The sequence below is a fragment of the Roseateles sp. GW821-FHT09G03 genome, from assembly GCF_059416045.1.
Genome location: NZ_JBWKOK010000006.1, coordinates 426,929 through 449,928 on the forward strand (window position 1 = coordinate 426,929; position 23,000 = coordinate 449,928).

Annotated in this window: 29 protein-coding genes; 23 read left to right on the forward strand and 6 right to left on the reverse strand. The window is 69.4% G+C overall.

Annotated elements, in window-relative coordinates; genetic code table 11:
- Positions 1-29 precede the first annotated feature (29 nt).
- From AC07OZ_RS22725 to AC07OZ_RS22800, 16 genes are all read left to right on the forward strand, one after another.
- The gene (locus tag AC07OZ_RS22725) at positions 30-398 is read left to right on the forward strand and encodes a hypothetical protein (protein WP_495469328.1); all 369 of its coding nucleotides are present in this window, start codon (positions 30-32) and stop codon (positions 396-398) included.
- A 320-nt stretch (positions 399-718) separates the two neighbouring features.
- Positions 719-1,522, forward strand: coding sequence for a hypothetical protein (locus AC07OZ_RS22730; protein ID WP_495469329.1), 804 nt, complete (start codon positions 719-721; stop codon positions 1,520-1,522).
- Between the two features lie 10 nt (positions 1,523-1,532).
- Complete coding sequence (locus AC07OZ_RS22735) at positions 1,533-2,153, forward strand: hypothetical protein (protein ID WP_495469330.1); 621 nt, start codon at positions 1,533-1,535, stop codon at positions 2,151-2,153.
- A 13-nt stretch (positions 2,154-2,166) separates the two neighbouring features.
- The gene (locus tag AC07OZ_RS22740; protein WP_495469331.1) at positions 2,167-4,587 is read left to right on the forward strand and encodes a secretin GspD/PilQ domain-containing protein; all 2,421 of its coding nucleotides are present in this window, start codon (positions 2,167-2,169) and stop codon (positions 4,585-4,587) included.
- Positions 4,588-4,589: 2 nt separating this feature from the next.
- Entirely contained in the window at positions 4,590-5,147 is a 558-nt protein-coding gene (locus tag AC07OZ_RS22745; RefSeq protein ID WP_495469332.1) for a type II secretion system protein, read from the forward strand.
- Between the two features lie 25 nt (positions 5,148-5,172).
- Entirely contained in the window at positions 5,173-5,607 is a 435-nt protein-coding gene (locus AC07OZ_RS22750; protein ID WP_495469333.1) for a type II secretion system protein, read from the forward strand.
- A gap of 34 nt (positions 5,608-5,641) precedes the next feature.
- Complete coding sequence (locus AC07OZ_RS22755; RefSeq protein ID WP_495469334.1) at positions 5,642-6,115, forward strand: type II secretion system protein; 474 nt, start codon at positions 5,642-5,644, stop codon at positions 6,113-6,115.
- 14 nt (positions 6,116-6,129) lie between these two features.
- Positions 6,130-6,579 carry a type II secretion system major pseudopilin GspG gene (gene gspG / locus AC07OZ_RS22760; RefSeq protein ID WP_495469335.1) on the forward strand — a complete coding sequence of 150 codons (450 nt, stop codon included), beginning with the start codon at positions 6,130-6,132 and terminating at the stop codon, positions 6,577-6,579.
- Between the two features lie 81 nt (positions 6,580-6,660).
- Positions 6,661-7,878 carry a type II secretion system F family protein gene (locus tag AC07OZ_RS22765; RefSeq protein WP_495469336.1) on the forward strand — a complete coding sequence of 406 codons (1,218 nt, stop codon included), beginning with the start codon at positions 6,661-6,663 and terminating at the stop codon, positions 7,876-7,878.
- Positions 7,879-7,983: 105 nt separating this feature from the next.
- Positions 7,984-9,615: a GspE/PulE family protein gene (locus tag AC07OZ_RS22770; RefSeq protein ID WP_495469337.1), complete on the forward strand. Its 1,632-nt coding sequence runs from the start codon at positions 7,984-7,986 to the stop codon at positions 9,613-9,615.
- Positions 9,599-10,333 (forward strand): hypothetical protein, encoded by a 735-nt coding sequence (locus AC07OZ_RS22775; RefSeq protein ID WP_495469338.1) that lies wholly within the window; start codon positions 9,599-9,601, stop codon positions 10,331-10,333. Before AC07OZ_RS22770 ends, AC07OZ_RS22775 begins: the two co-directional genes overlap by 17 nt.
- A complete protein-coding gene (locus tag AC07OZ_RS22780) occupies positions 10,330-10,851 on the forward strand; it encodes a hypothetical protein (protein ID WP_495469339.1) in 522 nt (173 codons plus the stop codon). Before AC07OZ_RS22775 ends, AC07OZ_RS22780 begins: the two co-directional genes overlap by 4 nt.
- A gap of 34 nt (positions 10,852-10,885) precedes the next feature.
- A complete protein-coding gene (locus AC07OZ_RS22785; protein WP_495469340.1) occupies positions 10,886-11,227 on the forward strand; it encodes a hypothetical protein in 342 nt (113 codons plus the stop codon).
- Between the two features lie 60 nt (positions 11,228-11,287).
- The gene (locus AC07OZ_RS22790) at positions 11,288-11,557 is read left to right on the forward strand and encodes a hypothetical protein (protein WP_495469341.1); all 270 of its coding nucleotides are present in this window, start codon (positions 11,288-11,290) and stop codon (positions 11,555-11,557) included.
- A gap of 81 nt (positions 11,558-11,638) precedes the next feature.
- Entirely contained in the window at positions 11,639-11,905 is a 267-nt protein-coding gene (locus tag AC07OZ_RS22795) for a hypothetical protein (RefSeq protein ID WP_495469342.1), read from the forward strand.
- An 82-nt stretch (positions 11,906-11,987) separates the two neighbouring features.
- The gene (locus AC07OZ_RS22800; protein WP_495469343.1) at positions 11,988-12,314 is read left to right on the forward strand and encodes a hypothetical protein; all 327 of its coding nucleotides are present in this window, start codon (positions 11,988-11,990) and stop codon (positions 12,312-12,314) included.
- 25 nt (positions 12,315-12,339) lie between these two features.
- On the opposite strand, the gene AC07OZ_RS22805 is transcribed toward AC07OZ_RS22800, so the two are convergent.
- Positions 12,340-12,675: a hypothetical protein gene (locus AC07OZ_RS22805; protein WP_495469344.1), complete on the reverse strand. Its 336-nt coding sequence runs from the start codon at positions 12,673-12,675 to the stop codon at positions 12,340-12,342.
- Between the two features lie 127 nt (positions 12,676-12,802).
- Here AC07OZ_RS22805 and AC07OZ_RS22810 point away from each other — a divergent pair, with 127 nt between their 5' ends.
- The 3 genes from AC07OZ_RS22810 (at position 12,803) to AC07OZ_RS22820 (ending at position 15,560) form a co-directional block, all read left to right on the forward strand.
- Positions 12,803-13,243, forward strand: coding sequence for a hypothetical protein (locus AC07OZ_RS22810; protein WP_495469345.1), 441 nt, complete (start codon positions 12,803-12,805; stop codon positions 13,241-13,243).
- Between the two features lies 1 nt (position 13,244).
- The gene (locus AC07OZ_RS22815) at positions 13,245-13,526 is read left to right on the forward strand and encodes a hypothetical protein (protein WP_495469346.1); all 282 of its coding nucleotides are present in this window, start codon (positions 13,245-13,247) and stop codon (positions 13,524-13,526) included.
- 162 nt (positions 13,527-13,688) lie between these two features.
- Positions 13,689-15,560, forward strand: coding sequence for a methyl-accepting chemotaxis protein (locus tag AC07OZ_RS22820; protein ID WP_495469347.1), 1,872 nt, complete (start codon positions 13,689-13,691; stop codon positions 15,558-15,560).
- Here the strand turns inward: AC07OZ_RS22820 and AC07OZ_RS22825 are convergent.
- On the reverse strand, positions 15,505-15,882 hold the full coding sequence (locus AC07OZ_RS22825; protein ID WP_495469348.1) for a hypothetical protein: 378 nt from the start codon (positions 15,880-15,882) through the stop codon (positions 15,505-15,507). The genes AC07OZ_RS22820 and AC07OZ_RS22825 overlap by 56 nt on opposite strands.
- A complete protein-coding gene (locus AC07OZ_RS22830) occupies positions 15,879-16,625 on the reverse strand; it encodes a sulfite exporter TauE/SafE family protein (RefSeq protein ID WP_495469349.1) in 747 nt (248 codons plus the stop codon). The genes AC07OZ_RS22825 and AC07OZ_RS22830 overlap by 4 nt, the downstream gene beginning before the upstream one ends.
- Before the next feature lie 93 nt (positions 16,626-16,718).
- On the opposite strand from AC07OZ_RS22830, the gene AC07OZ_RS22835 reads away from it, so the two are divergent.
- The 4 genes from AC07OZ_RS22835 to AC07OZ_RS22850 all read left to right on the forward strand — a co-directional run bounded on the left by AC07OZ_RS22835 (position 16,719) and on the right by AC07OZ_RS22850 (position 20,762).
- Positions 16,719-17,642 carry a LysR substrate-binding domain-containing protein gene (locus tag AC07OZ_RS22835; RefSeq protein ID WP_495469350.1) on the forward strand — a complete coding sequence of 308 codons (924 nt, stop codon included), beginning with the start codon at positions 16,719-16,721 and terminating at the stop codon, positions 17,640-17,642.
- A gap of 125 nt (positions 17,643-17,767) precedes the next feature.
- On the forward strand, positions 17,768-18,781 hold the full coding sequence (locus AC07OZ_RS22840) for an aldo/keto reductase (protein WP_495469351.1): 1,014 nt from the start codon (positions 17,768-17,770) through the stop codon (positions 18,779-18,781).
- Between the two features lie 167 nt (positions 18,782-18,948).
- Positions 18,949-19,974, forward strand: a complete 1,026-nt coding sequence (locus AC07OZ_RS22845; protein WP_495469352.1) for a diacylglycerol/lipid kinase family protein — start codon at positions 18,949-18,951, stop codon at positions 19,972-19,974.
- Complete coding sequence (locus AC07OZ_RS22850; protein WP_495469353.1) at positions 19,971-20,762, forward strand: metallophosphoesterase family protein; 792 nt, start codon at positions 19,971-19,973, stop codon at positions 20,760-20,762. The genes AC07OZ_RS22845 and AC07OZ_RS22850 overlap by 4 nt, the downstream gene beginning before the upstream one ends.
- Here AC07OZ_RS22850 and AC07OZ_RS22855 read toward each other — a convergent pair.
- The 3 genes from AC07OZ_RS22855 to AC07OZ_RS22865 form a co-directional block, all read right to left on the reverse strand.
- Positions 20,732-21,580 (reverse strand): phosphatase PAP2 family protein, encoded by an 849-nt coding sequence (locus AC07OZ_RS22855; RefSeq protein ID WP_495469354.1) that lies wholly within the window; start codon positions 21,578-21,580, stop codon positions 20,732-20,734. The genes AC07OZ_RS22850 and AC07OZ_RS22855 overlap by 31 nt on opposite strands.
- 10 nt (positions 21,581-21,590) lie before the next feature.
- Entirely contained in the window at positions 21,591-22,394 is an 804-nt protein-coding gene (locus AC07OZ_RS22860) for a Fic family protein (RefSeq protein ID WP_495469355.1), read from the reverse strand.
- A 270-nt stretch (positions 22,395-22,664) separates the two neighbouring features.
- Complete coding sequence (locus AC07OZ_RS22865; protein ID WP_495469356.1) at positions 22,665-22,919, reverse strand: hypothetical protein; 255 nt, start codon at positions 22,917-22,919, stop codon at positions 22,665-22,667.
- Between the last annotated feature and the right edge of the window lie 81 nt (positions 22,920-23,000).

Sequence of the window (23,000 nt, forward strand, 5' to 3'; positions counted from 1 at the left end):
GTCTTTTCGTTCTGTTCCGAAGGCATCCCATGACCTCGATCCGTTCTGCGTTCTCGACGATCCTTGCCGCATTCGGCCTGTTCATCGGCGCCTCCGCCCACGCGGACGAGTGGCTCACGCTGAGGCCCCAGGACCTGGCGCAATACGAGCTCGCGCAGGCCAACACGTTCAACAACGCGGCCGAGGGGCTCTACATCAAGCACGTCGGCCTGTTCCAGACGAACTTGACCTGCGCCCGCAAGGACTTCGTGATGATCGGCGGCGATGCCCGCGTCGTGAACCGGGCGCTGGCCACCTTGATGTTCGCGATGGCCAACAACAAGACCATCCAGTTCTGGGCGACCGGCTGCAACACCGACTACATCGAGGCGAAGAACCTCATGTTGATCAACCAGTGAGCCGGTGAGGCGCCGGCGACGGCACCCCGAGCCGGCGTGCCCGACCTAGGGCAAGCTCTAGCCTCCATCGCGCCCGCCCGAAATCCATCCGCCATGCCGGCACGGTAAAGTCGCGCCCTGGCCGCAAAGAGTCAGGCCGCGCGGCGCGCCCAGCGCCGCGGATCAGGGAGGATCACATGAAGTTTTCTGTCGTGCGCGTATCGGACGCGCAGCGGCGCGCTGCGCGTGCCGCGAAGCCGTTCGCTTAGGTCGGAACCCGTCATGCATTCGGCAGCAGTCCAGGCCGGATTCCTCCGTCCCGCCCCGTCATCGATCTCGTCATGCGCCTGACCTCCATCGACTGGCGGGCGCTGACGGATCCCGCCACGCTCAAGCAACGCCTCTCCCGCGCGCCGACCGCCGTGTGGGTGGGTGTCGCGCTCGTGCCGCCGCTCGTCGCCGGCGCGCTGCTGGTGGTCGCGCGTCAGGCCGAGCACCTCTCGCTCGCGCATGAACAGGCCACGCGCACCGAACTGGCCGCGCTGCGCGCCAAGGCCGCAGCAGCGCCGGTCACCGATGCCACGCCGTTCGCCACGCGCCTGCCGCTGACCCAGTCGTCCGCACGCGCCGTCACGCACCTGCGCGAGGCCGCCGAGTCTCAGTCCGTGCTCGTCACCGCGATCTCCACGGCCCATCAGGCACCGACCGCCAGCACGCTCGGACGCATGAGCCTGGACGTCAACCTGCGGGGCAGCTACGCCGCGATCAAGACCGTGCTCGCCGAGCTGCTCACGCGCGATGCGCAGCAGGCCGTGCTGCAGCAGATCTCGCTGCGCCGCGTGCCCGGCACCGCGCCGAATCCCGCTGGCGGCTTTGCCCCGATGAACACGATGAACGCCGCGCGTCCGACGGGCGCGCCCGCCGGCGGCGATCTGGAAGCCCGCGTCGTCGCCACCTGGTTGAGCCGACCGCTGGCCGACCAGCCGCCGCCAGCCGCGGTCGTCATCCCACCCACGGCGATCGCCGCCTCGTCGCCGACCGCGCCCGCTTCGGCTGCGAGCGCCGCCCCGGCCGCCGCTTCCGCGACGACCCGGTCGCCCGCTCCTTCCGCGTCCTCGGCCTCCGCGCCGACGCCGCGTCGTTGAAAGCGCGCCGATGTTCAAGCGCACGTCGACCTCCGCAGCCGCAGCCGCAGCCGCCACCGGCGCTCCGGCCAAGGGCCTGCGTCCCGGCCTGCGCTGGGCGCTGGGCCTGAGCGCCGTGGCCAGCGCGTGGGCCATGCTCGCCCCCGCCGATCCGCCGGTCGTCGCGGCCACCGCGCCGGCACCAGCGGGGCAGGGCGGACCGAGCGCACCGGCGCCGCGCCCGCCGATGCCGACGACCGCGCGCGCCGCCGCGCCGGGGCAGGCGCTCGCGTTGGCGCCGGTCCCGGGCCGTCTGCCCGAACAGCCGCTCGAGCCGGCCGACCGCGACCCGTTCTCGATCCCGCAGCCGCCGGCCCCTCCGCCACCACCACCCCCTCCCCCCCCGCCGCCGCCGCCACCACCGCAGGCGCCGGCGTTGAACTACCGCTACCTCGGCCAGTTCATCGACCCTCAAGGCCAGCGCAAGGTCTACCTCGCGCGGCCCGACAAGGACCTGCTCGTCGAGACCGGCACGCGCCTCGACGAGGGCTACCGCGTCGAAGCCATCACCGAGGACGAGATCCGTCTCTTCCACGAGCCCCTCCAGCAGCGCGCCGTGATCCGCATTCCGGCGGCCGCGCCGTCACCCTGATCCGCCCGCCCCGATGCTTCAACGATCCGTCCGTTCCTGCTTTCCCCGGCGCCCGGGCCCGGCCTCGACGTCCGCCTGCACCGCCGGCGCGCTCACGGTGCTGCTGCTCCTGGCCGGCTGCGCGGAGAACCGCATCCGCGACGAGTCCCGCAAGGCCATGGCCGGCGGCCAGTACCGCGAGGCGATGAGCACGCTCGAGAACGGCCTGCGCGACTATCCCGAGAGCACCGCGCTGCGCACCACGCTGCTGCAGGCGCGCTCCGAGGCGCAGATGCGGCTGATCTCGCAGGCGCTGACGCAACGGGCGGCGAGCCAGTTCGACGAAGCCACGGCCACACTGCGCCAGGCGCTCGAGCTCGATCCGACCAACGCCCGCGTGCAGGCGCTGCTCGCCGACATGGAGCTCGAACGCAAGGGCGCGGCCGACCTCGCCGTCGCGCAGAAGTGGGTCGAGGCCAAGCAGCCGGACCGCGCGCTGCGCGTGCTGGAACAGGCGCTCAAGGACAACCCCCGCCATGGTGGCCTGCAGGACCTGCAGCGCCGGCTGCTCAGCGACCAGCGCACTGCGCAGGTCCAGGCGCTCAACGGCGTGCTGACCGAGTCGCGCCCGATCTCGCTCGACTTCCGCGACGCCAGCCTGCGCACGGTGCTCGACGTGGTGACCCGCAACAGCGGCATCAACTTCGTGCTCGACCGCGACGTGCGCGCCGACGTGCGGGTCACCGTGCTGCTGCGCCAGGCCAAGGTCGAGGACGCGCTGGACCTGATCACCTCCAGCAATCAGCTGGCGAAGAAGGTCATCGATTCGCGCACCATCGTCATCTATCCCAACACCGCCGAGAAACACCGCGAGTACCAGGAACAGCTGGTGCGCGTGTTCAACCTCGCCAACAGCGATCCCAAGGGCGCGGCCGCCTTCCTCAAGGCGATGCTCAAGATCCGCGAGCCCTTCGTCGACGAACGCTCCAACCTGCTGGCGCTGCGCGATTCGCCCGAGAACATCCAGCTCGCCGAGCGCCTGCTCGCCGTCTTCGACAGCGCCGAGCCCGAGGTGCTGCTCGAGGTCGAGGTGCTGGAGGTCAACGCCACGCGTCTGACCGAACTCGGCGTCAAGCTGCCCACGTCGTTCTCGCTGACGCCGCTGCCGACGGGGAACTCCACGCAACTCACGCTCGCGGACTTCGAGAACATCGGCCGCAACCGGATCGGCGTCGGCCTCAACCCGAACAACATCCTGGTCAACCTGCGCCGCGAAGTCGGCGACAGCTCCACGCTGGCCAATCCGAAACTGCGCGTGCGCAACAAGGAGAAGGCCAAGATCATGATCGGCGACAAGATCCCGGTCGTGTCCACCACCACGGGCACCGGCGGTTTCGTCTCCGAGAGCATCAGCTACCTCGACGTCGGCCTGAAGCTCGACGTCGAGCCGACCATCTTTGCCGACGACGAAGTCGCCATCAAGGTCGCGCTGGAAGTGAGTTCGCTGGGCACGTCGATCAAGACCTCGGCCGGATCGATCGCGTACCAGATCGGAACCCGCAACGCGACGACGCTGCTGCGTCTGCGCGATGGCGAGACCCAGTTGCTGGCCGGCCTGATCAGCCGCGACGAGCGCGCGACGTCCAGCCGCGTGCCGGGCCTGGGTGACCTGCCGGTGCTGGGCCGTCTGTTCTCCAGCCAGCTCGACGACGGCAAGCGATCGGAACTGCTGCTCGCCATCACGCCGCGCGTGCTGCGCAACGTCAAGCGCCTGAACGCGAGCGAGTCCGAGATGTGGGTGGGCACCGAGGCCTCGCCCAAGCTACGCCAGGTCGGCGGACTGCAGTTCAACACGCCGCAGGCCGATGCGAAGCCGGCCGTGCCGGGATCGCCCGGGGCGCCGGGATCGCCTTCGACATCGGGTGCTCCGGGCGCTGCCATGCCAGGAACGCCCGGCGCCCCCGGCGCCCCCGGTGCATCCGGCACGTCCGGTGTGCTGCCGGTGCCGACACAGCCCGGCACGCCCGGCGTCGCCGACCTGCCTTCGCGCAAGATGCCCGCGCTGTCGCTGGCCGCGCCCGCGCAAGCCAAGGTCGGCGACACGGTCGAGGTCCGCCTGGATCTGCGCGACGCCAACCTGCGCGGCCTCATGACCGAGCTGCAGTACAGCGCCGACAAGCTGACGCTGGTCGACGCCGACGAGGACGACTACTTCCGCAAGGGCGGTGCCGTCACCAGCTTCAGCAAGCGCGTCGAACCGGGCCGCGTCAACCTCAGCGTGCTGCGCAACCAGGCGACGGCGGCGGAGGGCGCGGGCGGTGTCTTCAAGCTGCGCTTCAAGGCCACCGCGGCGGGCCGCGCCGAGGTGCGCGTGGGCACGGCGCAGCCGGTCTCGCTCGAGCCCAACGGCGAACGGCCCACGCTGCCGGCGCCCGCCGTGATCGAGGTGAAGTGACGATGACGCCGCAGCGCGCGCCCGCCACCGCTTCCGCCGTCCGCCGCTTGCGTGGTGGCGGCGTCGGTGCGGGCGACGTCGGCTCGCGTTCGCGGATCCGCGGCTTCACGCTGATCGAACTGCTCGTGTGCCTGGGCATCCTCGGCTTCCTCGCGACGCTGGCCCTGCCGATGGCGGAGATGACGGCACAGCGCGAGAAGGAACGCGAGCTCAAGCGCGCGCTCTGGGAGATCCGCGACGCGCTCGACGCCTATCGCGCCGCGCGGGAGTCCGGCGCGGTGCTCGGCCCCAGCGACCGGCCGCCGTATCCCGAGACGCTGCAGAGCCTGACGGTCGAGGTCGCCGACGCGCGCACCGAACATCAGGGCCAGACGATCCGTTTCCTGCGGCGCGTGCCGCGCGATCCGTTCGCGGAGCCGGGCGTGACGGCCGAACTGAGCTGGGGCCTGCGCGGCTACCAGTCGGACGCCGACAACCCCCAGCCGGGCGCCGAGGTCTACGACGTGTACTCGAAGTCCACGGCCACCGGTCTCAACGGCGTGCCGTTGAAGCAATGGTGAGGGCATGGTGAAGCGCTCGCACATCATGACGAGGAAGACGGCGTCGCGCCGCGATTCCTGCGGATCCCGCCGTGGAGGCCCCGGCGCGGTGCGAGGCTTCACCGTCATCGAACTGCTGGTGGTGCTGGCCGCGCTGGCGCTGCTGCTCAGCGTCGCCGCGCCACGCTACGTGCAGCACGTCGACCGCGCGCGCGACACCGCGCTGCGCCACAACCTGCACGCGATGCGCGACGCGATCGACAAGTTCTACAGCGACCAGGGCCGGTATCCGAAAGAACTGCCCGAACTGGTCGAGCGGCGCTATCTGCGCGCGATCCCGGTCGACCCGGTGACGAGCCGCGCCGACACTTGGGTCGCCGTGCCGCCGCGCGCGGGCAATGCCGACGGCGAGGGCGTCTTCGACGTGCGCAGCGGCGCGCGCGAGATCGCATCCGACGGGAGCAGCTATGCCTCGTGGTGACCGCCGGTCTGCGTGCCTGCCGATGCACCCGTCGATGCGCTCTCCGAGGCGCGCCGGCGCGCGCGGCTACGGCCTGGTCGCGGTCCTGGTGCTGGTCGCCTTGACGTCGGCGGCGCTGTCGGTCGCCGCGCAGTCCTGGGCCGACGCGGCCCGGCGCGAGAAGGAACAGCAGCTGCTGCGCATCGGCGCGCTCTACGTGCAGGCGCTGGAGCGCTACCGGCGCAGTTCCCCAGGCACCGACAAGCGACTGCCGCAGGAACTGGAAGAGCTGCTGATGGACCAGCGCTTCGTCGGCACCGTGCGCCACATGCGCCGCCTCTATCCGGACCCGGTGGGCACCACCGGCCGCTGGGGCGTCGTGCGCGGCGAGGATGGACGTGTCCGCGGCGTGCAGAGCCTCAGCGAGGAGGCGCCGATGATCACGGGCGCCGTGCGCCGCCCCGGACTGCTGCTGCAGCCGGCGCAACGTTATTCGGATTGGAAGTTCGTCGTGGACTCCGAGAAATGAGAGACCAGAGCAACATGAAGCACATCGCCCGCCGTTCGTCATCGTCCGTGCCTGCCCATCGTTCCCGCGGCTTCACGCTGCTGGAGCTGCTGGTGGTGATCCTGATCATCGGCCTGCTGACCGGCATCGTCGGTCCGCGTTTCCTGGCCCAGATCTCGCGCTCCGAGGTCACGACGGCCAAGGCGCAACTCGACGCGATCGACAAGGCGCTGCAGGCCTACCGCATCGACATGGGCCGCTTCCCCGACACCGGCGAAGGCCTGGCCGCGCTGGTGCGCAGCGACGCCAACGATCCGCGCTGGCGCGGTCCGTACCTGAAGGGCGAACTCCCGAACGACCCGTGGGGCATGGCCTACCAGTACCGCATCCCGTCGCAGCAGCCCGGCAAGGACTACGAGCTGTTCAGCTTCGGCCGCGACCGGGCGGCCGGCGGCACTGGCGACGACGCCGACGTGCAGCTCTGACGCCGGTCGCCCAAGAACCGCTCCAGCAGACTTTTCGTCCTTTCATCCTTTCTGAGCCCTCAGACCTTCCGCAACCCCGGCATGAAGCTCCGCGTCCGCCTGCTCGATCCCGTGCACCTGTCCGTCAGCGAGGAGCTGATGGAGGTGGCGTCGCGCGAGTCGCTCGGCACGCAACTGCCCGACGGCCGCAAGGTGCTGGCCGCCGAGCCCGTGCGCGAGCCCGCCACGGTGCGTACCTCCACAGGCGCCGGGACCGCCGGCGCGAGGGCGAGCGCGCTGGACATCGCCTGGTGGTGCCAGGAGTTGCGCACGCTGCTGGTCGCCGGGATGACCGTGGTGGAGGCGATCGAGACGCTGCAGGCGCAGTCCGGCGCCGACGGCGCGCGCGCCGAGCTGCAGGCCGCGCTGCTGGCGCAGCTGCATCAGGGCAAGGCCTTGTCGGTGGCGATGGAGGCGCTGGGACGTTTCCCGATGGTGCTCGTGGCCAGTGTGCGCGCGAGCGAGCGCAGCAGCTCGCTGGCCGAAGCGCTGTCCGAGTTCCTGCGTTATCACGAGATGGTGGAGACCCTGCGCAAGAAGGTCGTCAGCGCCGCGATCTATCCGAGCCTGGTGCTCGGCCTGGGCCTGCTGGTGAGCGGCTTCCTGATCGTCGTCGTGCTGCCGCGTTTCGCGACCATGTATGCGGACCTGCGCGGCGAGATGAGCTGGTCCACTCACCTGCTGACGGTGGCCAGCACCTTCGTGCGGGAGCACCGCCTCGGCATCCTGGCGGCGGCGGCGGCACTGGCGGCGCTCGGCGTCGTGGCCTGGCGCCAGGGCGCGATCCAGCGCGCGGCGATGCGCGCGGCCGCCGTGATCCCGCCGGTGCGGCGCGCGCTGCGCGAGTTCCGGCTGGCCAAGCTGTACCACTCGATGACGGTGATGTTCCGGGGCGGCTACACCCTCGACGAGACGCTGTTGCGCTGCGAAGGCCTGGCGCTCGGCCCCGACATGGACCACGCGATGCGCGACGCGCGGCTCGCTCTGACGCGCGGCGTGCGCGTGTCCAGCGCCTTCTCCGAGCACGGCCTGACCGACACCGTCACGCAGCGCCTGCTGGCCGTGGGCGAACGCTCCGGCAACTTCGAGCGCGTGCTGCAGACGATCGCGGAGCGGCACGCCGGCAACTTCGCCGCCTTCATGGATCGCGCGACGCGCATCGTCGAGCCGGTGATGCTGCTGCTGGTGTCGCTGCTGGTGGGCAGCATCGTCGTGCTGATGTACCTGCCGATCTTCGACATCGCGAGCAGCATCCGCTGAGCATCCCATGCCAACCTTGCCGCCATTGCCGCTGTTGCCACATTCGCCGACCACGACGCCTCCGCCGATCCCGACGGCCTTCTTTCCGATGAGAGCTTCCTGCCCATGAACGCCGACGCCCGCCCCGACTTCCGCGCCGCGCTGCAGGCTGCGCGTCGTCAGGCCGCCCAGGCCGGCGCGGACACGGTTCTCGACCAGTTGCTGCGCGGCGGCTGGGGCGGGGACCTGCCCGCGCTGCTGCGCGAGACCGGCGGCATGGAGATGCTGGAAGGCGCCGGCGCGGACCGGGCCATCGCGGACCTGACATTGCTGGGCGCGGGCGGCGTCGCCTTGGCCCGGCAGCTGCGCGCGGTGCCGGTGCGGTTGGATGGCGATCCGGACCGGTTGCGTCTGGCCATGGCGGATCCCTGGGACGACACGGTGTTGCGTCGCGCGGCGCAAGTGGCCGGAAGGCGCATGCCGGCGATCGCGGCGACGCGCGCACAGCTGGGTGCGTGGAGCGGCACGCCCGCCGCGGCACAGAACCGGGACGCGGGCACGGCGGACGCGGCGAGCTCGGCGGACGGCCCGGTGGTGGCCTTCGTCGACCAGGCGCTGCGACGCGCGTACGAGGTCGGCGCCAGCGACATTCACTTCGAATGCGACCGCCAGGGCGTGACGGTGCGCCTGCGCCGCGACGGCGTGCTGATGCCGCATGGCCGCCTGGAGGGCACGCGGGGCGCGGAAGAGGCGATCTCGCGCATCAAGGTGCTGGCGCAGCTCGACATCACCGAGCGGCGGCTGCCGCAGGACGGCCGCTTCCGCATCGCCTTGGGCGGCGGCGAGCTGGATCTGCGCGTGTCCATCATCCCGAGCGTGTTCGGCGAGGACGCGGTGCTGCGGCTGCTGGACAAGGCGCAGCTGCGCGATCCGGCGGACCAGGTGTCGCTGGACCTGCTCGGCTTCGACGCCGCGGGCGCCGCGATGATCCGCGAGCTCGCGGGCCTGCCGCACGGCATGCTGCTGGTGACCGGGCCGACTGGCAGCGGCAAGACGACGACGGTGTACGCGGCGCTGTCCGAGGTCAACAACGGCATCGAGAAGATCATCACGATCGAGGATCCCGTCGAGTACGAGCTGGCCGGCGTGCTGCAGGTGCCGGTGAACGAGCGCAAGGGACTGACCTTCGCCAAGGGCCTGCGGTCCATCCTGCGCCACGACCCGGACCGCATCCTGGTGGGCGAGATCCGCGACGCGGAGACGGCGGAGATCGCGGTGCAGTCGGCGCTGACCGGCCACCAGGTGCTGACGACGGTGCACGCGAACAGCGTGTTCGACGTGACCGGGCGCTTCAAGCATTTCGACCTGGACATGTTCGGCTTCATGGCGGCGCTCAACGGCGTGATCGTGCAGCGGCTGGTGCGTTGCATCTGCCCGCATTGCGTGAGCGACCGGCCGGCGTTGCCGCGGGAGCAGCAGTGGTTCGTCGACATGGGACTGGATCGGCCGGAGACGATGCCGCTGGCGGTCGGATGCGAGCGCTGCGGCGGCACCGGCTACAAGGGCCGGCGCGTGATCGCGGAGGTGCACACGATCGACGACGGTTTCCGCGACCTGGTCACGACCGGCGCGCCGGTCTCGGCCTTGCGGGAACACGTCTATCGCAAGGGGGTGAGGACCTTGTCGCAACTGGGCGCGGACATGGTGAGCCGGCGTGAATCGAGCGCGGAGGAGATCAAGCGTGTGGTGGGCTGGTAAGCGCGCGTCGGCGCGGACGGCGGTCGCCTATGCGGGCGAGCGCGCGGTGCGGCTGTCGCTGGGCGGCGTGCTGCTGGTGGCGGCGGACGTCGACGGGCGGGACGCCGCGTTGGCGGCATTGGCCGCCGGGATCCGCGACCTGCCGCGCGGCACGCCGTTGCGGGTGACGGTGAGCGGCGCGGTCTGCCGCCCGTACCTGCTGCCCGAGGTGGCCGGCGTCGCGGGCGAGGCCGATTGGATCGCGATCGCGACCTCGATGGTCGAGGACCGTGCGGGGTTGCCTGCCGGCAGCCCAGTGTGGCTGGACGGCGGTCAGTCGTCGCCCCGGATGGCCGTGGCCATCGATGCAACCTGGCAACGTGAGCTGCTGGCGCTCGGCGGCCGCGCACTGGAGAGCGTGAGGCCCTGGTGGGCCGTCGCCATCGAGGCGGCGCGCGCATCGAGCGCGTCGGGTTCGTCTCCTCCGTCGGCGGATGTGCAGGGTTTGGCTGTCGCGGACAGCGACGAACTCGTGCTGCTGATCGCCGAGGGCGACACCTATCGCGTGGCGCAGACCTATCCGCTGGACGGCGAGTCCGCGTCGGCGGTGCTCAACCGCGCGCTGGTGACGCACGACGTTCCGGCGGGCGGGATGGCGCTGATCGAATTCGACATCGGCGCGCTGCCGGGACAGCAGGCCGGCGAGGCGCTGCCCTTCCGCAAGGAGGTCGCGGCATGAGAGCGCTGAAGGTGGACTTCGCGCCCGCGCGGCGTCCGATCGCGGCGTTGGCGATCTGGGGCGCGCTCTGCGCCGTCGCGACGGTGGGCCTGGGCTTCGGCGCCTGGCAGGCTTGGGAGGAGCGGGCCACGCGCGTGGCGCGGACCGATGCCGATGCCGCCGAGATCGCACGTCTGCGGGACACCCTGCGCCTGCGCGCCGACAAGGCGGCGTCCGACGCAGCGCCGCCGTCCTACGCGCGCGATGCGCTGACGGTCGCGCGCACGGCGGCGTTCCCGATGCAGGGCGTCCTGCGATCGCTCGAGACCGTGGCGGTCGACGGTGTGCGCGTCAGCGGCATCGAGCTCAATGCCACGCGCGGCGGTGCCGACGTGACGCTGGAGTTCGACGACTACAAGGCGCTGCTCGCCTACCTCGAGCTGCTCAACGAAGGCGAGACCGTGCAGCGCTGGACGCTGGTGCGCGCCGAAGCGGCGGGCGTGCGGCGGCAGGCGGTGATCCGGTCGACGTGGCCGTGAGCGTTTCATCAACGATTTTCAGGAGGACTTCGACATGAAAAAGACCGTGCTTTCCCTCGCGCTGCTCGCGCATGCCTTCACCGCCCACGCCACCATCGCGTGCACTGGCCAGATCGGCTTCCTCGGCTACGACCAGAATGGTGCCGTCGTGGTCGCCAACGGGACCAACATTCACACCATCTGCAGTTCCACCACCCAGGGGAACTTCCAGATCAGCACCCAGTCCTGCAAGGGCTTCTACGCGACCTTGCTCACGCACCGGATCGCCGGCAAGCCGGTCACGATCTTCTACAACGATCCCGCGCTGACGGCGTGCACGCAGATCGGTGCCTGGACGAACCAGACGAGCGCGTACTTCATTCAGATGGCGGATTGATGGGCGGAGCGCCCTTGTCATGGCGCGAAAAGTTTTCAGGCTTTGGAGATTGGAGCGTGAATGCCCAACATGACCGCGACATTGCCCTTGCAGAACGAAAGTTCTGGTCCAGTCAAGGTGCTCTTGGAACCGATGTCGGAGTACTTTTTCATCCAGTCTGGTCAGAGCATTGAGATCCACGCCATCTTTGATGACGTCACGGACAACACGACCTTCACCATCGCGCCGAACGATTCATTTTTGACGGTCTATGCGCCAGGGGAGATTTCTGGCTTCGTCGATTGCTACGTGACCCGAGATGGGGTGCGATTGGAGCCCGACGGGAACTGACTATTTGCAGCGCGCCAGGGACTACTGCAAGATCGGCCACGTGTCGATGCAGCCTTGAACCGCGGCTATCCAAAGTGCGTCATGTGGATCTTGCTGGTGCCCTTGTCGATCGTCATCTACTTCCGGCTGGGACAGACTCGGCTCGGCCATGTTGGAACTTGGCTTCTGGCCGGCGTGCTCGATGCGGTCCTGTCTCTCGGGGTGTTCTTCCTGCTGAGCAACTCGATGGAACTGACGTCAGAGGCGCTCGTCGTAGGTGCCATCGGCTTCTCGATGGCATTCGCGGGACCCGTTGCCCACTGGCTCCACAGGCGGTGGCAAACACACAGGAAGAGTCGAGTGATGTAGCGCAGTCGCTTCCGACTGCAAGATCGGCTACGTGTCGATGCAGCCCTGAACTGCGGCTGTCCAAACAAGAGGAGGGAACCTCATGATCCGATTCATCGCCGCCACCTTGCTGGCATTCGCTGCTGTCACGCCTGCCCATGCAGGCAGCCAGATCGGCAAGATCAAGACGCTGACGATCCGCGCGTCCGACGGGCTCGTCTACTTCGTGCTCGAAGGCCAGCGCAATGAACGCCCGGCATGTGCCAGCGGCGACTACTGGATGATCCGCGCCGAGGATTCCACGACCGGCAAGCGGCAGTTGGCTGTTCTGCTGACTGCCAGGGCGTCGGGCCAACCGGTGACCGTCATCGGCTTCAACACCTGCACGCGCTGGCCCGACGGCGAGGACGTGAACGAGCTCTATCTCTGAGGTGTCCCGCGCCGTCGCTGGCGCCTCACGGCAGCATCATGTATCCCGGCGACGCGTACACGACGTTCTTCTCGCTGCAGGCGTTGATGCCAGTCCAATAGAACGTGATCGGACGCTCGGCGAGCTTGGCCGACAGCAGCATCGCGAGCGCATTCTTGTTCTTCTCCGGCGTGCCCCACTTGATCTGGCACCAACCGCCGTTGCAGGTGTTGTCGGTCTGGAAGTAGATGTCGCCGTTCTCGTGAAGGATCGCCTGCGAGATCTTCTCGGTGCAATGCACGCCGGCGCTCGCCAACGGTGCATGGAGCGATGCCGTCGCGACGATGGCGGCGGTCGCAGTACGGGTCAATGCGCGTTTCATGGATTCCCTCTCCTGGATGTGCGCCCGTTGATCGGGCTGTATGGATGAATCGGGGTGGATTCTGGCAAATCCTGACCCCATGTGGTGAATGCCTTTCCTGGTTCGAAAGACGATGACGACACCGGCCATGCGCTTGATCCCCTTGGCAACGCTCCTGGCGCTGTCCGGCACCGGCGTGGAAGCCGAGGCCGTCTGTCAGCGGATCGCCTTCGAGCAGGGGCGTCCCGTCGCGCTCCCGGCGGACTCCATCGCGGCGATCAACGCCGTGATGGAGGCGCCGCGTCCGAGAGTGTTCAGCGTGAGCCTGCGCTTGCCGGCAGACCCGGCGTTCTCAGAGGCGTTTTCGCTCATCCTTGAACCTCGGCATGTCGCTGCACCTCGCGCGCAAATGTGTGTCGACCGTCAGACCGATCGTCCGTGCGTCACCGTCGAGCTGAATGACGACATGGCCGTGACAATCGCCATGAAAGGACTGACGCCCGTGCCGGATGGCCTGCCACGCAAGCTCCAGGAATACGTGCGGGAGATGACGATGATGTGTCCGATGGCCGCGGGCAAGGCGGACTGACATGGACTTCTTCGGGACTGCTTTCTATCTGGTGATGGCGTCGATCGCCTACCTTGTATTCCACCGCAGGTCGCTCCTCTTGACGGTTCCTCTGGCGGTGGCCTTTGGCTGCCTGGCCATTGGCCTGCTGGCCCTGATATCAGGTCATGAGTTCGATTTCTTCTCTCGTCAGAACGTGAGCGAACTGATGGCGGGAAACGTCCTGGCGCTGGTCCTTCGTGCGGTGTTCCGACTGCCCTCGTGGGTAGCCTCAAGGAAGAGACAGGGGATTCATGGGGACTAGATGGTCGACGGGCGGCCCTCGCCCGATCCCGCCGGATGAGCGTTAAAAACCCCCGCTTCCCGGCTTCCTGCCAATCGGACCTCCGGGTTGTCCCGGACCTGTAACGATTCATTGCAAGACTCGCGGCGCCTCCCCAGCACCGGCCTCCCAAGGTCCCGCCCGATGTCTCTCAAACACCGTCTTGCCGTCGTCGCACTCCTGTGTGGCGCCGTGTGCCTGCTGCCGACCGCGCAGCTGGGCTTCAACCTCCTCGACGCCTTGCGCACCGTCAAGGCGCAACGCGCCGCGCTGCCCGCCAACCAGGCGTGGCAGCGCGTGATCGCGGATCTCTCCGAGCACCGTCTGGCCTCGGCCACCGCGTCCAGCCATCCCGAACAGGCCGCCGCGCGCGAGGCCGTCGCCAAGAAGATCGACAAGGACTTCGAGGCCGTGCTCGCCGAGCTCGACGACGTGCGGCACGGCGACGCCCTGTCCGATGAGGCGACGAAGATCCGCGAGCAGTTCAAGGCGCTCCACGCCAAGGGCGTGAGCCAGATGCTCCAGGTCCAGGCGCCGCAGTACCGGGCGCTGTTCGACGAGATCTTCGACGCGGTCTCGCAGTTGAACGCGCGGTCCGGGCTGCTGATGCAGCAGGACGGCGCGACCTACTTCAACGTCGTGGCCGGCCTGCAGGTCGCGCCGCAGCTGACGGACACGCTGGCCGAGCTCGGCGCCATCGGTGCCGCGGCCGCGGTCGACGACGTCGCCGCCGTGGGCAATGCGGCGGGCCGCTATCGCGCGGATCTGCGCCAGCTCAACGCGGCGCTGCGCCAGGCCGCCGTCGCCGACGAGGCGCATGCGGCCGACTATGCCGAGACACTGCAGCGCGTCGCCCAGCAGCGCCAGGTGGTGCTGGAGGCGCTCGATGCGTCGGCGAAGGATGTGAACTACCCGCTCGATCAACTCGTCGCCACCTTGAAGAAGGGCGCGGTACTGCAGTCGGAGCTCTCCGCGCGCGTGATGGACACGCTCGCGCAGCGGCTCGACGACAGCGAATCCGCCGTCGCGCATCGGTTCCTGCTGACGACGATCGTCGTGATCGGCGGCCTGATCGCGATGGGTCTGGTGCTGTGGCGCACGCTGCTCGGCGTCTGGCGTCCTATCCATGAGGCGGAGACGCTCACCGAGCGCATTGCGCAAGGCGACCTGACCGCCGAATCGTCGTGGCACACGAACGACGACCTGGGCCGGATGCTCGATGCCATCCGGTCGATGCGCGATCGGCTGCGCGGTCTCGTGACGCAGATGCAGGTCGCATCGGGCGAGATCCACGGCGCCGCCGACGAGATCGCCTCCGGCAACCAGGACCTCAGCGTGCGCAGCGAGCACGCGGCGGCGCGCGTGCAGGAAGCGTCGAGCAACGTGCAGCGGCTGTCCGAGACGCTGGACGGCACGGCGCAGGCCTCGGTCCGCACCCGCGGGCTTGCCGATGAAGCCAGCGCGAGCGCGGCCGCCGGCGGCCGGATGGTGCAGGGCTTCGTGGAGACGATGAGCTCGATCGGCGCGAGCTCCAAGCGCATGTCGGAGATCGTCTCGGTGATCGACATGATCGCGTTCCAGACCAACATCCTGGCGTTGAACGCGGCCGTCGAGGCGGCGCGGGCGGGCGAGCAGGGCCGCGGCTTCGCGGTCGTCGCGGCCGAGGTGCGCAACCTCGCCAAGCGCAGCGCCGGCGCGGCCGGCGAGGTCAAGGTGCTGATCGGCGAATCGGTCGCGCGGGTCGAGCGCGGTCAGTCGGAGGTGCAGGCGGCCGGCGCGGCCATCGCCGGCATCGAACGCGGCATCGGCGTGGTCAGCGCCGAGATCGAGCGGATCGCCCACGAGGTGGCCGAGGAGGCGGTCAGCCTGCAGCAACTGCGCGGGACCTTCACCGACGTCGAGCAGATGGTGCAGCAGAACGCGGCGCTGGTCGAAGAGGCCGCCGCGTCGGCCGCCTCGCTCAACGATCAGGCGGAGCGGATGAACGAGCTGGCGTCGGCGTTCCGGCTGGGCTGATCGCCGGCGGGAGCGAGGGCGCGATCGCGGCGCGCGCCCCGGCGACCAGCCGGGCGCGGGCCTCGTCGAGCACGTCCACGAGTTCGGACGACGCGACGTGCACCGCGAAGGCCGCCGGCGAGGCGCCGGGCTCCTCCTGGGCGTCGAGGCGACTGGACGCGGCGTCTTCACCGGCCTTGCCGCCACCGGGGCGATCCGCCAGATCCACCCGATCCACGCGCTCCGCGTCGTGCAGCCACAACGCGAGTCGATAGGCGCGTTCCAGCAGCGCGGCGAGCTCGCAGCGCTCGTCGCGAAGCGGGCGGTGCGGGTCCGCGCTCATAGCCCTCGCCACAGGTTCGCGATGCCGAGCACGATGAACACGACGAACAGCGCGCGCTGGAAGGTGGTCGCGCTGATCTTCGCCCGCACGGCCGCGCCGACGCCCAGCCCGGCGAAGGCGGCGGCGAGCGCGAGGAACGAGGACACCGTCAGCACCGAGCCGCTCTCGAACGAATGTAGCCGTGCGGCCAGCGACAGCGTCGCGACGGTGAAGGACAGGCCGAGCGCCTGGATCATCGTGTCCTTGTCCAGGCGCAGGGCCTGGAGGTAGGGCACCAGCGGCAGCGCGAAGACGGCGGTGGACGCGGTGACGAAGCCGGTCGCCAGTCCGGCGGCGAGGCCGATCCACCACGCGTGCGGCGAGACCTGCGGGACGACGGGTTTCCACAGCCCCCACAGGCCGTAGACGACGAGGATGACTCCCAAGGCGAGCCGCGCGTCGATGGGCGCGATGTCACTGAGGTCCGGTCCCCACACGGTGGAGACGGCCAGGCCGAGCCACACCGGCCACAGCACCGCGACGATGCGGCGCCAGGCCGGGCCCTGGCACTGCGCGATGTTCGTGACGAGGGACGGCATCACCAGCAGGGCGGCCGCCTGCGCGGGGGCCATCCACAGGCCGAGCAGGCTCATGGCCACCGTGGGCAGGCCCATGCCGGTGACGCCCTTGACGCCGCCGGCCAGGATGAAGACGAGCCCGATGCCGAGCCAGGGCGCGAGCGCCGCGAGGGAGGTGGAATCCATGCGACGGATCTTCGAGGCGAGCGGGTTCAGTGTCGATCTCGATGTACGGCGGATATCCTTCGCGTTCGCAAGAGGATGACCCGGATGGCCTCGATGACCGCAACGCGCTCTACCGCCCGCCCGATCGACTACCGCGTCGATCCCTTCGATCTGCAGCTGTTCGAGGCCGTCGTCGCGAACGGCTCGATCACCGCCGGCGCGGCGGCGATGAGCCTGTCGCTGGCAGCGGCGAGCGCGCGCCTGAAGGGGCTCGAGCACCGGGTCGGTGTGCGGCTGCTGGACCGCTCCAAGGCCGGCGTCGTGGCGACCGACGCGGGGCGGGCGCTGTCGCGCCAGGCTCGGCGGGTGCTGTCCGAGCTGGATTCGCTGCACATCGAGATGTCGGCCTTCGGCCGCGGGCTGCGCGGCACGGTGCGCCTGCTCGGCAACACCGCGGCACTGGTCGAGGCGCTGCCGCCGCGGCTCGGCCGCTTCCTTGCGGAGCATCCGGACATCGACGTCGAGCTGCAGGAGGCGCCGAGCGACGCCGCGCTGCAGGCCCTGCGCGAAGGCGTTGCCGATGTCGTGATCGTCACCAACCACGTCGACACGACGGGGCTGACGGCGCGGCCCTGGGTGGAGGACGAACTGGTCGCGCTGCTGCCCGCGGTCAAGCGGGGAAGGGCGCCCAAGAGCGTGCGTTTCATCGAGCTGCTGGATCGTCCCTTCGTCGGCCTCGGCGCCGACGCCGGACTGAGCCGCTACCTGCTGGCGCAGGCCGCGCGCAGCGGTCGCGTGCCACACCACCGCGTGCGCGTGTCCGGCTTCGAGGCGATCGTCCGGCTGGTCGAGGCCGGCGCGGGCGTGGCGGTGATGTCGCGCAGCGCGGCGGAACGCGAGCGGACGGCGGGCGTCCAGGTCGTCCGCCTCGATGAGCCGTGGGCGCGCCGGACGCTGATGCTCTGTCACTCGGCGCAGGCGTTGCAGCAGCCCGGGGTGATTGCGTTGGTGACGGCGTTGATGAAGGGCGGCCGCTAGCCCTTTCGAGCAATAGACGGGCGGGTATGCGATCCGCAAATATCCGGAGTTCACCGATTCAATTTCATGAATCGCGGTTCAGCCCCTAAATTGGGATCAAGCCACTCTTCCCGAAAGGACTTCCCATGGCTCTGAAAGACCTGCTCCCCGGCAAGCTGGGATTCGGCACCGCCCCGCTGGGCAACATGTTCCGCGACATCCCCGAGGCCGAAGCCCGTGCCACCGTCGACGCCGCCTGGAACGACGGCATCCGCTACTTCGACAACGCGCCGTTCTACGGCGCCGGCCTCGCCGAGATCCGCATGGGCGACGCGCTCGCCGACCGCAAGCGCGACGACTACGTCATCAGCACCAAGGTCGGCCGCCTGATCCTCGACGAGGTCGAGGACGTCAGCGCCCGCGACAACGGCGAGAAGGGCGACGTCTTCAAGTACGGGCGCCCCAACAAGATCGTCAACGACTACTCCGAGGACGCGACGCTGCGCTCGATCGAGGACAGCCTCAAGCGTCTGAAGACTGATCGCATCGAGATCGTCTGGGTGCACGACGTCGCGCAGGACTTCTACGGCGACGAGTGGCTGGGCGTGTTCGAAGGCGCGCGCAAGGGCGCGTTCAAGGCGCTGGACCGGCTGCGCGACGAGGGCGTGATCAAGGCCTGGGGGCTGGGCGTCAACCGCGTTGAACCGATCGAGCTGGTGATGGCACTGGACAGCGCGCGGCCCGACGGCTTCCTGCTCGCCGGCCGCTACACGCTGCTCGACCATGAGCGTGCGCTGCAGCGCGTGATGCCGGAGGTCACCGCGCAGGGACTCGGCATCGTCGTCGGCGGACCGTACAGCTCGGGCGCATTGGTCGGTGGGCCGAACTTCGAGTACGCGCCCGCCACGCCGGCGATCCTCGACAAGGTCGCCCGCATCAAGGCGATCGCCGATCGTCATGGCATCAGCATGAAGGCGGCGGGGCTGCAGTTCTCGCTCGCCAATCCTGCAGTCGCCGCTGTGATTCCCGGCGCGAGCCAGCCGAGCCGTCTCGCCGAGGATCGCGCCGCGTTGAACGAGAAGGTGCCGGTGGACTTCTGGCGTGAACTGCGTCAGGCCAAGCTGGTGCATCCGGAAGCGCCGCTGCCCGGCGGCGTCTGAACGGCGCGGGACCGGTCCCGGCCTCGCCGCCCAACGGGGCGGGCAGGGGGGCCGGGCGTTGCGGCCGCAGTCGCAGCCGCCCTTGCGCGGTCGAGGATCTGCGGGCGTCCGGCTTGCCAGGACGGTTATCGTTCCCGCTTTCCGCCTCGCCGCGCGCCTCATCGCCCATGTCCCAGCCGACAGCGTCCCGTCTTCCGCCGCTCTTCGTCGTCTTCAACCGCGCCTCGGGCCGTGGCAATCGCGATGAGGTCGGCCCCGCCGTCGAGGCGGCCTGCCGCGCGGCCGGGCGCGAGGTTCACCTGCTGCCCATCGAGGCACCCGGCAAGCTGGCCGAGACGGCCCGCGAGGCCGTGCGCCGCGCCCGCGAAGTCGACGGTGTCGTGGTCGCCGCGGGCGGGGACGGCACGATCAACGGCGTCGTCCAGGAAGTGCTCGGCAGCGGTTGCACCTTCGGCGTGCTGCCGCGCGGCACCTTCAACTACTTTGCCCGGACGCACGGGATTCCGTCCGATCTCGACGGCGCGCTGCGCGTGCTGCTCGAAGAGAGTCCGTCGCCCGTCCAGGTGGGCCTGCTCAACGATCGGGTCTTCAACGTCAACGCGAGTCTCGGGCTCTACTCGCAATCGCTCGAGGACCGCGAGGTCTGGAAGCAGCAGTTCGGCCGCAGCCGCCTGATTGCCGTCGGCGCCGTGCTGGCGACCATCCTGCGAGGCCATCGCAGCCTCGGTCTCACCATCGAGATGCACGGACAACCGAGGCAGGTCCGCACGCCGACCGTGTTCGTCGGCAACAACGCGCTCCAAATGGAGCAGGTCGGCCTGCCGGAGGCGCAGGCCATCGATCGCGGCGAGCTGGCCGGCGTGATGCTCAAGCCGGTCGGCCGCTGGGGCTTGTTGAAGGTGCTGGCCCGCGGAGCGATGGGCAAGCTCGCCGAGGCGGACCAGATCGTCAACTTCCCCTTCACGCGCCTGACCGTGCGCAGCCGGCGATTCGGCGCGCGACGCGTGAAGGTCGCCACCGACGGCGAAGTGCTGTGGATGCGCCTGCCGGTGCGCTTCGAGGTGGCCCCGCAGCCGCTGATGCTGATCCGCCCGGACGGACTGTCGGAAGAACGCCGGCAGGCGCAGGCCGCCATGGGCGGCATCGCCCCGGCGGCCTCGGCCGAAGCAGAGACCACGGAGCCCGGTCGATGACGGTCGTGCTGCAGATGTCCGACCCGCATTTCGGCACCGAGCGGCCGATGGCGGTGGGGGCGCTGGAGCGGCTCTGCGGCGAGTTGACACCCGACCTGCTGCTGATCACCGGCGACATCACGCAGCGCGCGCGACCGATCGAGTTCTCGCGGGCGAGGGCCTTCGTCGACAAGCTCGGCGTGCCGGCGCGGCTGGTCATCCCGGGGAACCACGACATCCCGCTGTACGCGGTGGCCACGCGGCTGCTGCATCCGTATCGACGCTATGAACGGGCGTTCGGGCCTGCCGAGGACGGCGAGTTCGAGTCCGACGACCTGCTCGTCGTCGCGCTCAACACGACGCGCCGCTATCGGCACAAGAACGGCGAGGTGTCCGATCCGCAGATCGAGCGCACCGCGCAGCGGCTGGCGCGCGCGCGGCCCGGGCAGGTGCGCCTCGTGGCGGTGCATCAGCCGGTCGCGGTGACCCAGACGGTGGACGTTTCAAACCTGCTGCGCGGTCACGCGAAGGCGGTGCGGCGCTGGTCGGAAGCGGGCGCGGACGCCGTGGTCGGCGGGCATATCCATCTGCCCTATGTGCTGCCGCTGCACGAGCGCCGGAAAGACCTGCCGCATCCGGTCTGGGCGGTGCAGGCGGGCACGTCGCTGAGCATCCGGGTACGCGGCGGGATTCCGAATTCCGTGAACGTGATCCGGACCGGCCCGGGTCGCACGGCCGTCGTCGAACGCTGGGATGTGGACGAGACCGCCGGCCTCTTTCAGCGCGTGAATTCGACGCCGCTCGCCTGACGCCCGGCGCGTCTGCGGCGGCGCGCCCAGCGCGCGAATTCGATGCTCACGATCGACACGGTGAGCCACGCGGCGCCGGAGGCGAAACCGGCCAGCACGTCGCTCGGGAAATGCACGCGCAGGAAGATGCGGCTGGCGCCGACCGAGAACGCCAGCCCGGCTGCCGCGATCCACGCTGGCACATGCCAGCGCCGCGGCAGCAGCCGCACGGCGAGGTAGGCGAGCATCCCCATCGCGATCACCGTGCCGGAGCTGTGGCCGCTGGGGAAGCTGAATCCTTCCTCGGTCAGCCAATGGGTCGGATGCACGGGGCGGGCGCGCTCGAAGATCTGCTTCAGCGTCGGATTCAGCGCGGCGTTGCCCAGCATCGCGAGCGCCCAGCCGAGCGCCAGCCCGCGGCGGCGCAGGAGCAGCAGCACCACGGCCATCGTGATGCCCAGCGTGATCAGCGTCTCCCGGTTGCCGACGAAGGTGATCAGGTAGAACGCGTGCAGCGCGAGGTCCGGGACGCGGTCGATCATCGCGACGATGAAGGCCTCGTCGAGCTGGCCGAGCGTCTGCTCGGTGTGGAGCTCCTCCGCGATCTCCGCGAACAGCATCGCGCCGCCGACGATGAAGGCGAAGCCCGCCGTGAAGCGCAGCAGCAGCGAGGCCGGAGAGAGCGGCTCGGGTGCGGCGGCCTGTCCTCCGCGGTCCGGCAGCAGGGCACGCGCGGCCAGCCAGGTCGTGCCGGTCACCAGGACCAGCAGCGCGCCGTAGATCGCCAGCGCATGCGCGCCGGCGAAGGTGGCAGCGTCGAGAAGGGAGACGTCGGACATGCGGCGATTGTTAACCCAACATCCACGGATATTTCTGCATCGAGCGGCGGTAGAGCCATTCGAAGAGATCGACCGCCACGGACACGTCATTGCGTTCATAGACGCCGAGCATCGCCACCACGTAGTCGCTCGCCTCGACGCCGCCGAAGCTCAGCGGCGCGCAATGCCCGGCCAGCAGCGGCATGTTCGCAGACAGCCGACCGGTGCGCTTGTTGCCGTCGGCGAAGGCTTGCAGGTAGGCGACGTGGATCCAGAGGAAGAAGGCGGCTTCGACCGGATTGCGGATCGCTGCTGCCTTGACGGCGATCTGCGCGAGCATTTCCTCGAGCAGCGCGCGAACCTGACCCGGCTTGTAGGCTGTCCCGGTCACGCGAACCGCGATGTCGCGCACCCGGCCACATTGCTCCGGCGGCAGCAGCCCATCCATCAGTCGACCCTGAAGGTCCTGGAGCAGACTGACGCTCACGCGGTCCGGGTGGGTGTCGAAGACCATCAGCTCTAGCGCCCGCTTGTGATTCACGACGATCCGCGCTTCTTCGCTCCGTTCCGCAGCCTCCGTCTGCAGCCGATCTTCCAGCTTCAGCAGCGAGGCGGTCTCCGCCAAGGTGAATCGGCAGCCTTCCAGCTTCGACGACGACCAGCAGAACTCCGTCAGGAATTCGGTCATGAGGGTCAAGGCACCGTCGAAGTGATGGGGACCGTTCTCCCAACGCGCGGTGCGATGCAGCGTGTCGGCCAAGCTGCGAGGCAGCAGCGAATCGACATTCGCGTTGTAGGCGTCCAGGAACCCACACCGGTCTATCAACTCGTTCATGTCCTGCATCGCTTACCTCGTTCTTCCAACAACAAGGCATCGATGCTGCTCGGAGAAGTTCTTGACCCCGATCAAATCGCCGGGGACGGGCGTCTCCTCGTTCCCGGATTTGACGGATCACGACTCGCGCACTCCCTCAAACCTGCAGGTCCGGCTGTCGCGCGACACCCGGTGTGCAGCGTCCCCGCGACAAAGAAAAAAGCCGGACCTCGCGGCCCGGCTCTTCCTTGCAGGAGCGGACGCTGGTCAGGCGTCCTGAAGAAACACGGTTCAGTACATCATCCAGCCGTTGCGGGCGACGCGGCGCAGCGAGAAGGCCAGGTCCGGACGCTCGGCCGACTGCTCGGCGGCGGCTTGCAGGACGGCTTCGCGGGGGCGCAGCTCGACGGCGGCGTGGACGAATTCGACAACGGCGTGGCCGGCGCGCAGGGCCAGGCTCACCAGACGCTCGCCGGCGGCGCTCGCGGTGCGCGCACGGGCTGCGTCGGCAGCCATCACTTGGACATTCAGCGTGGTGGTGGTCATGGCGGTTCCCTTCTGAGGTGATGTTCGGTGGCGCTCGGCGGGTGGCCGTGGCGCCATGGACGTCATATTGCGGTTTTCACG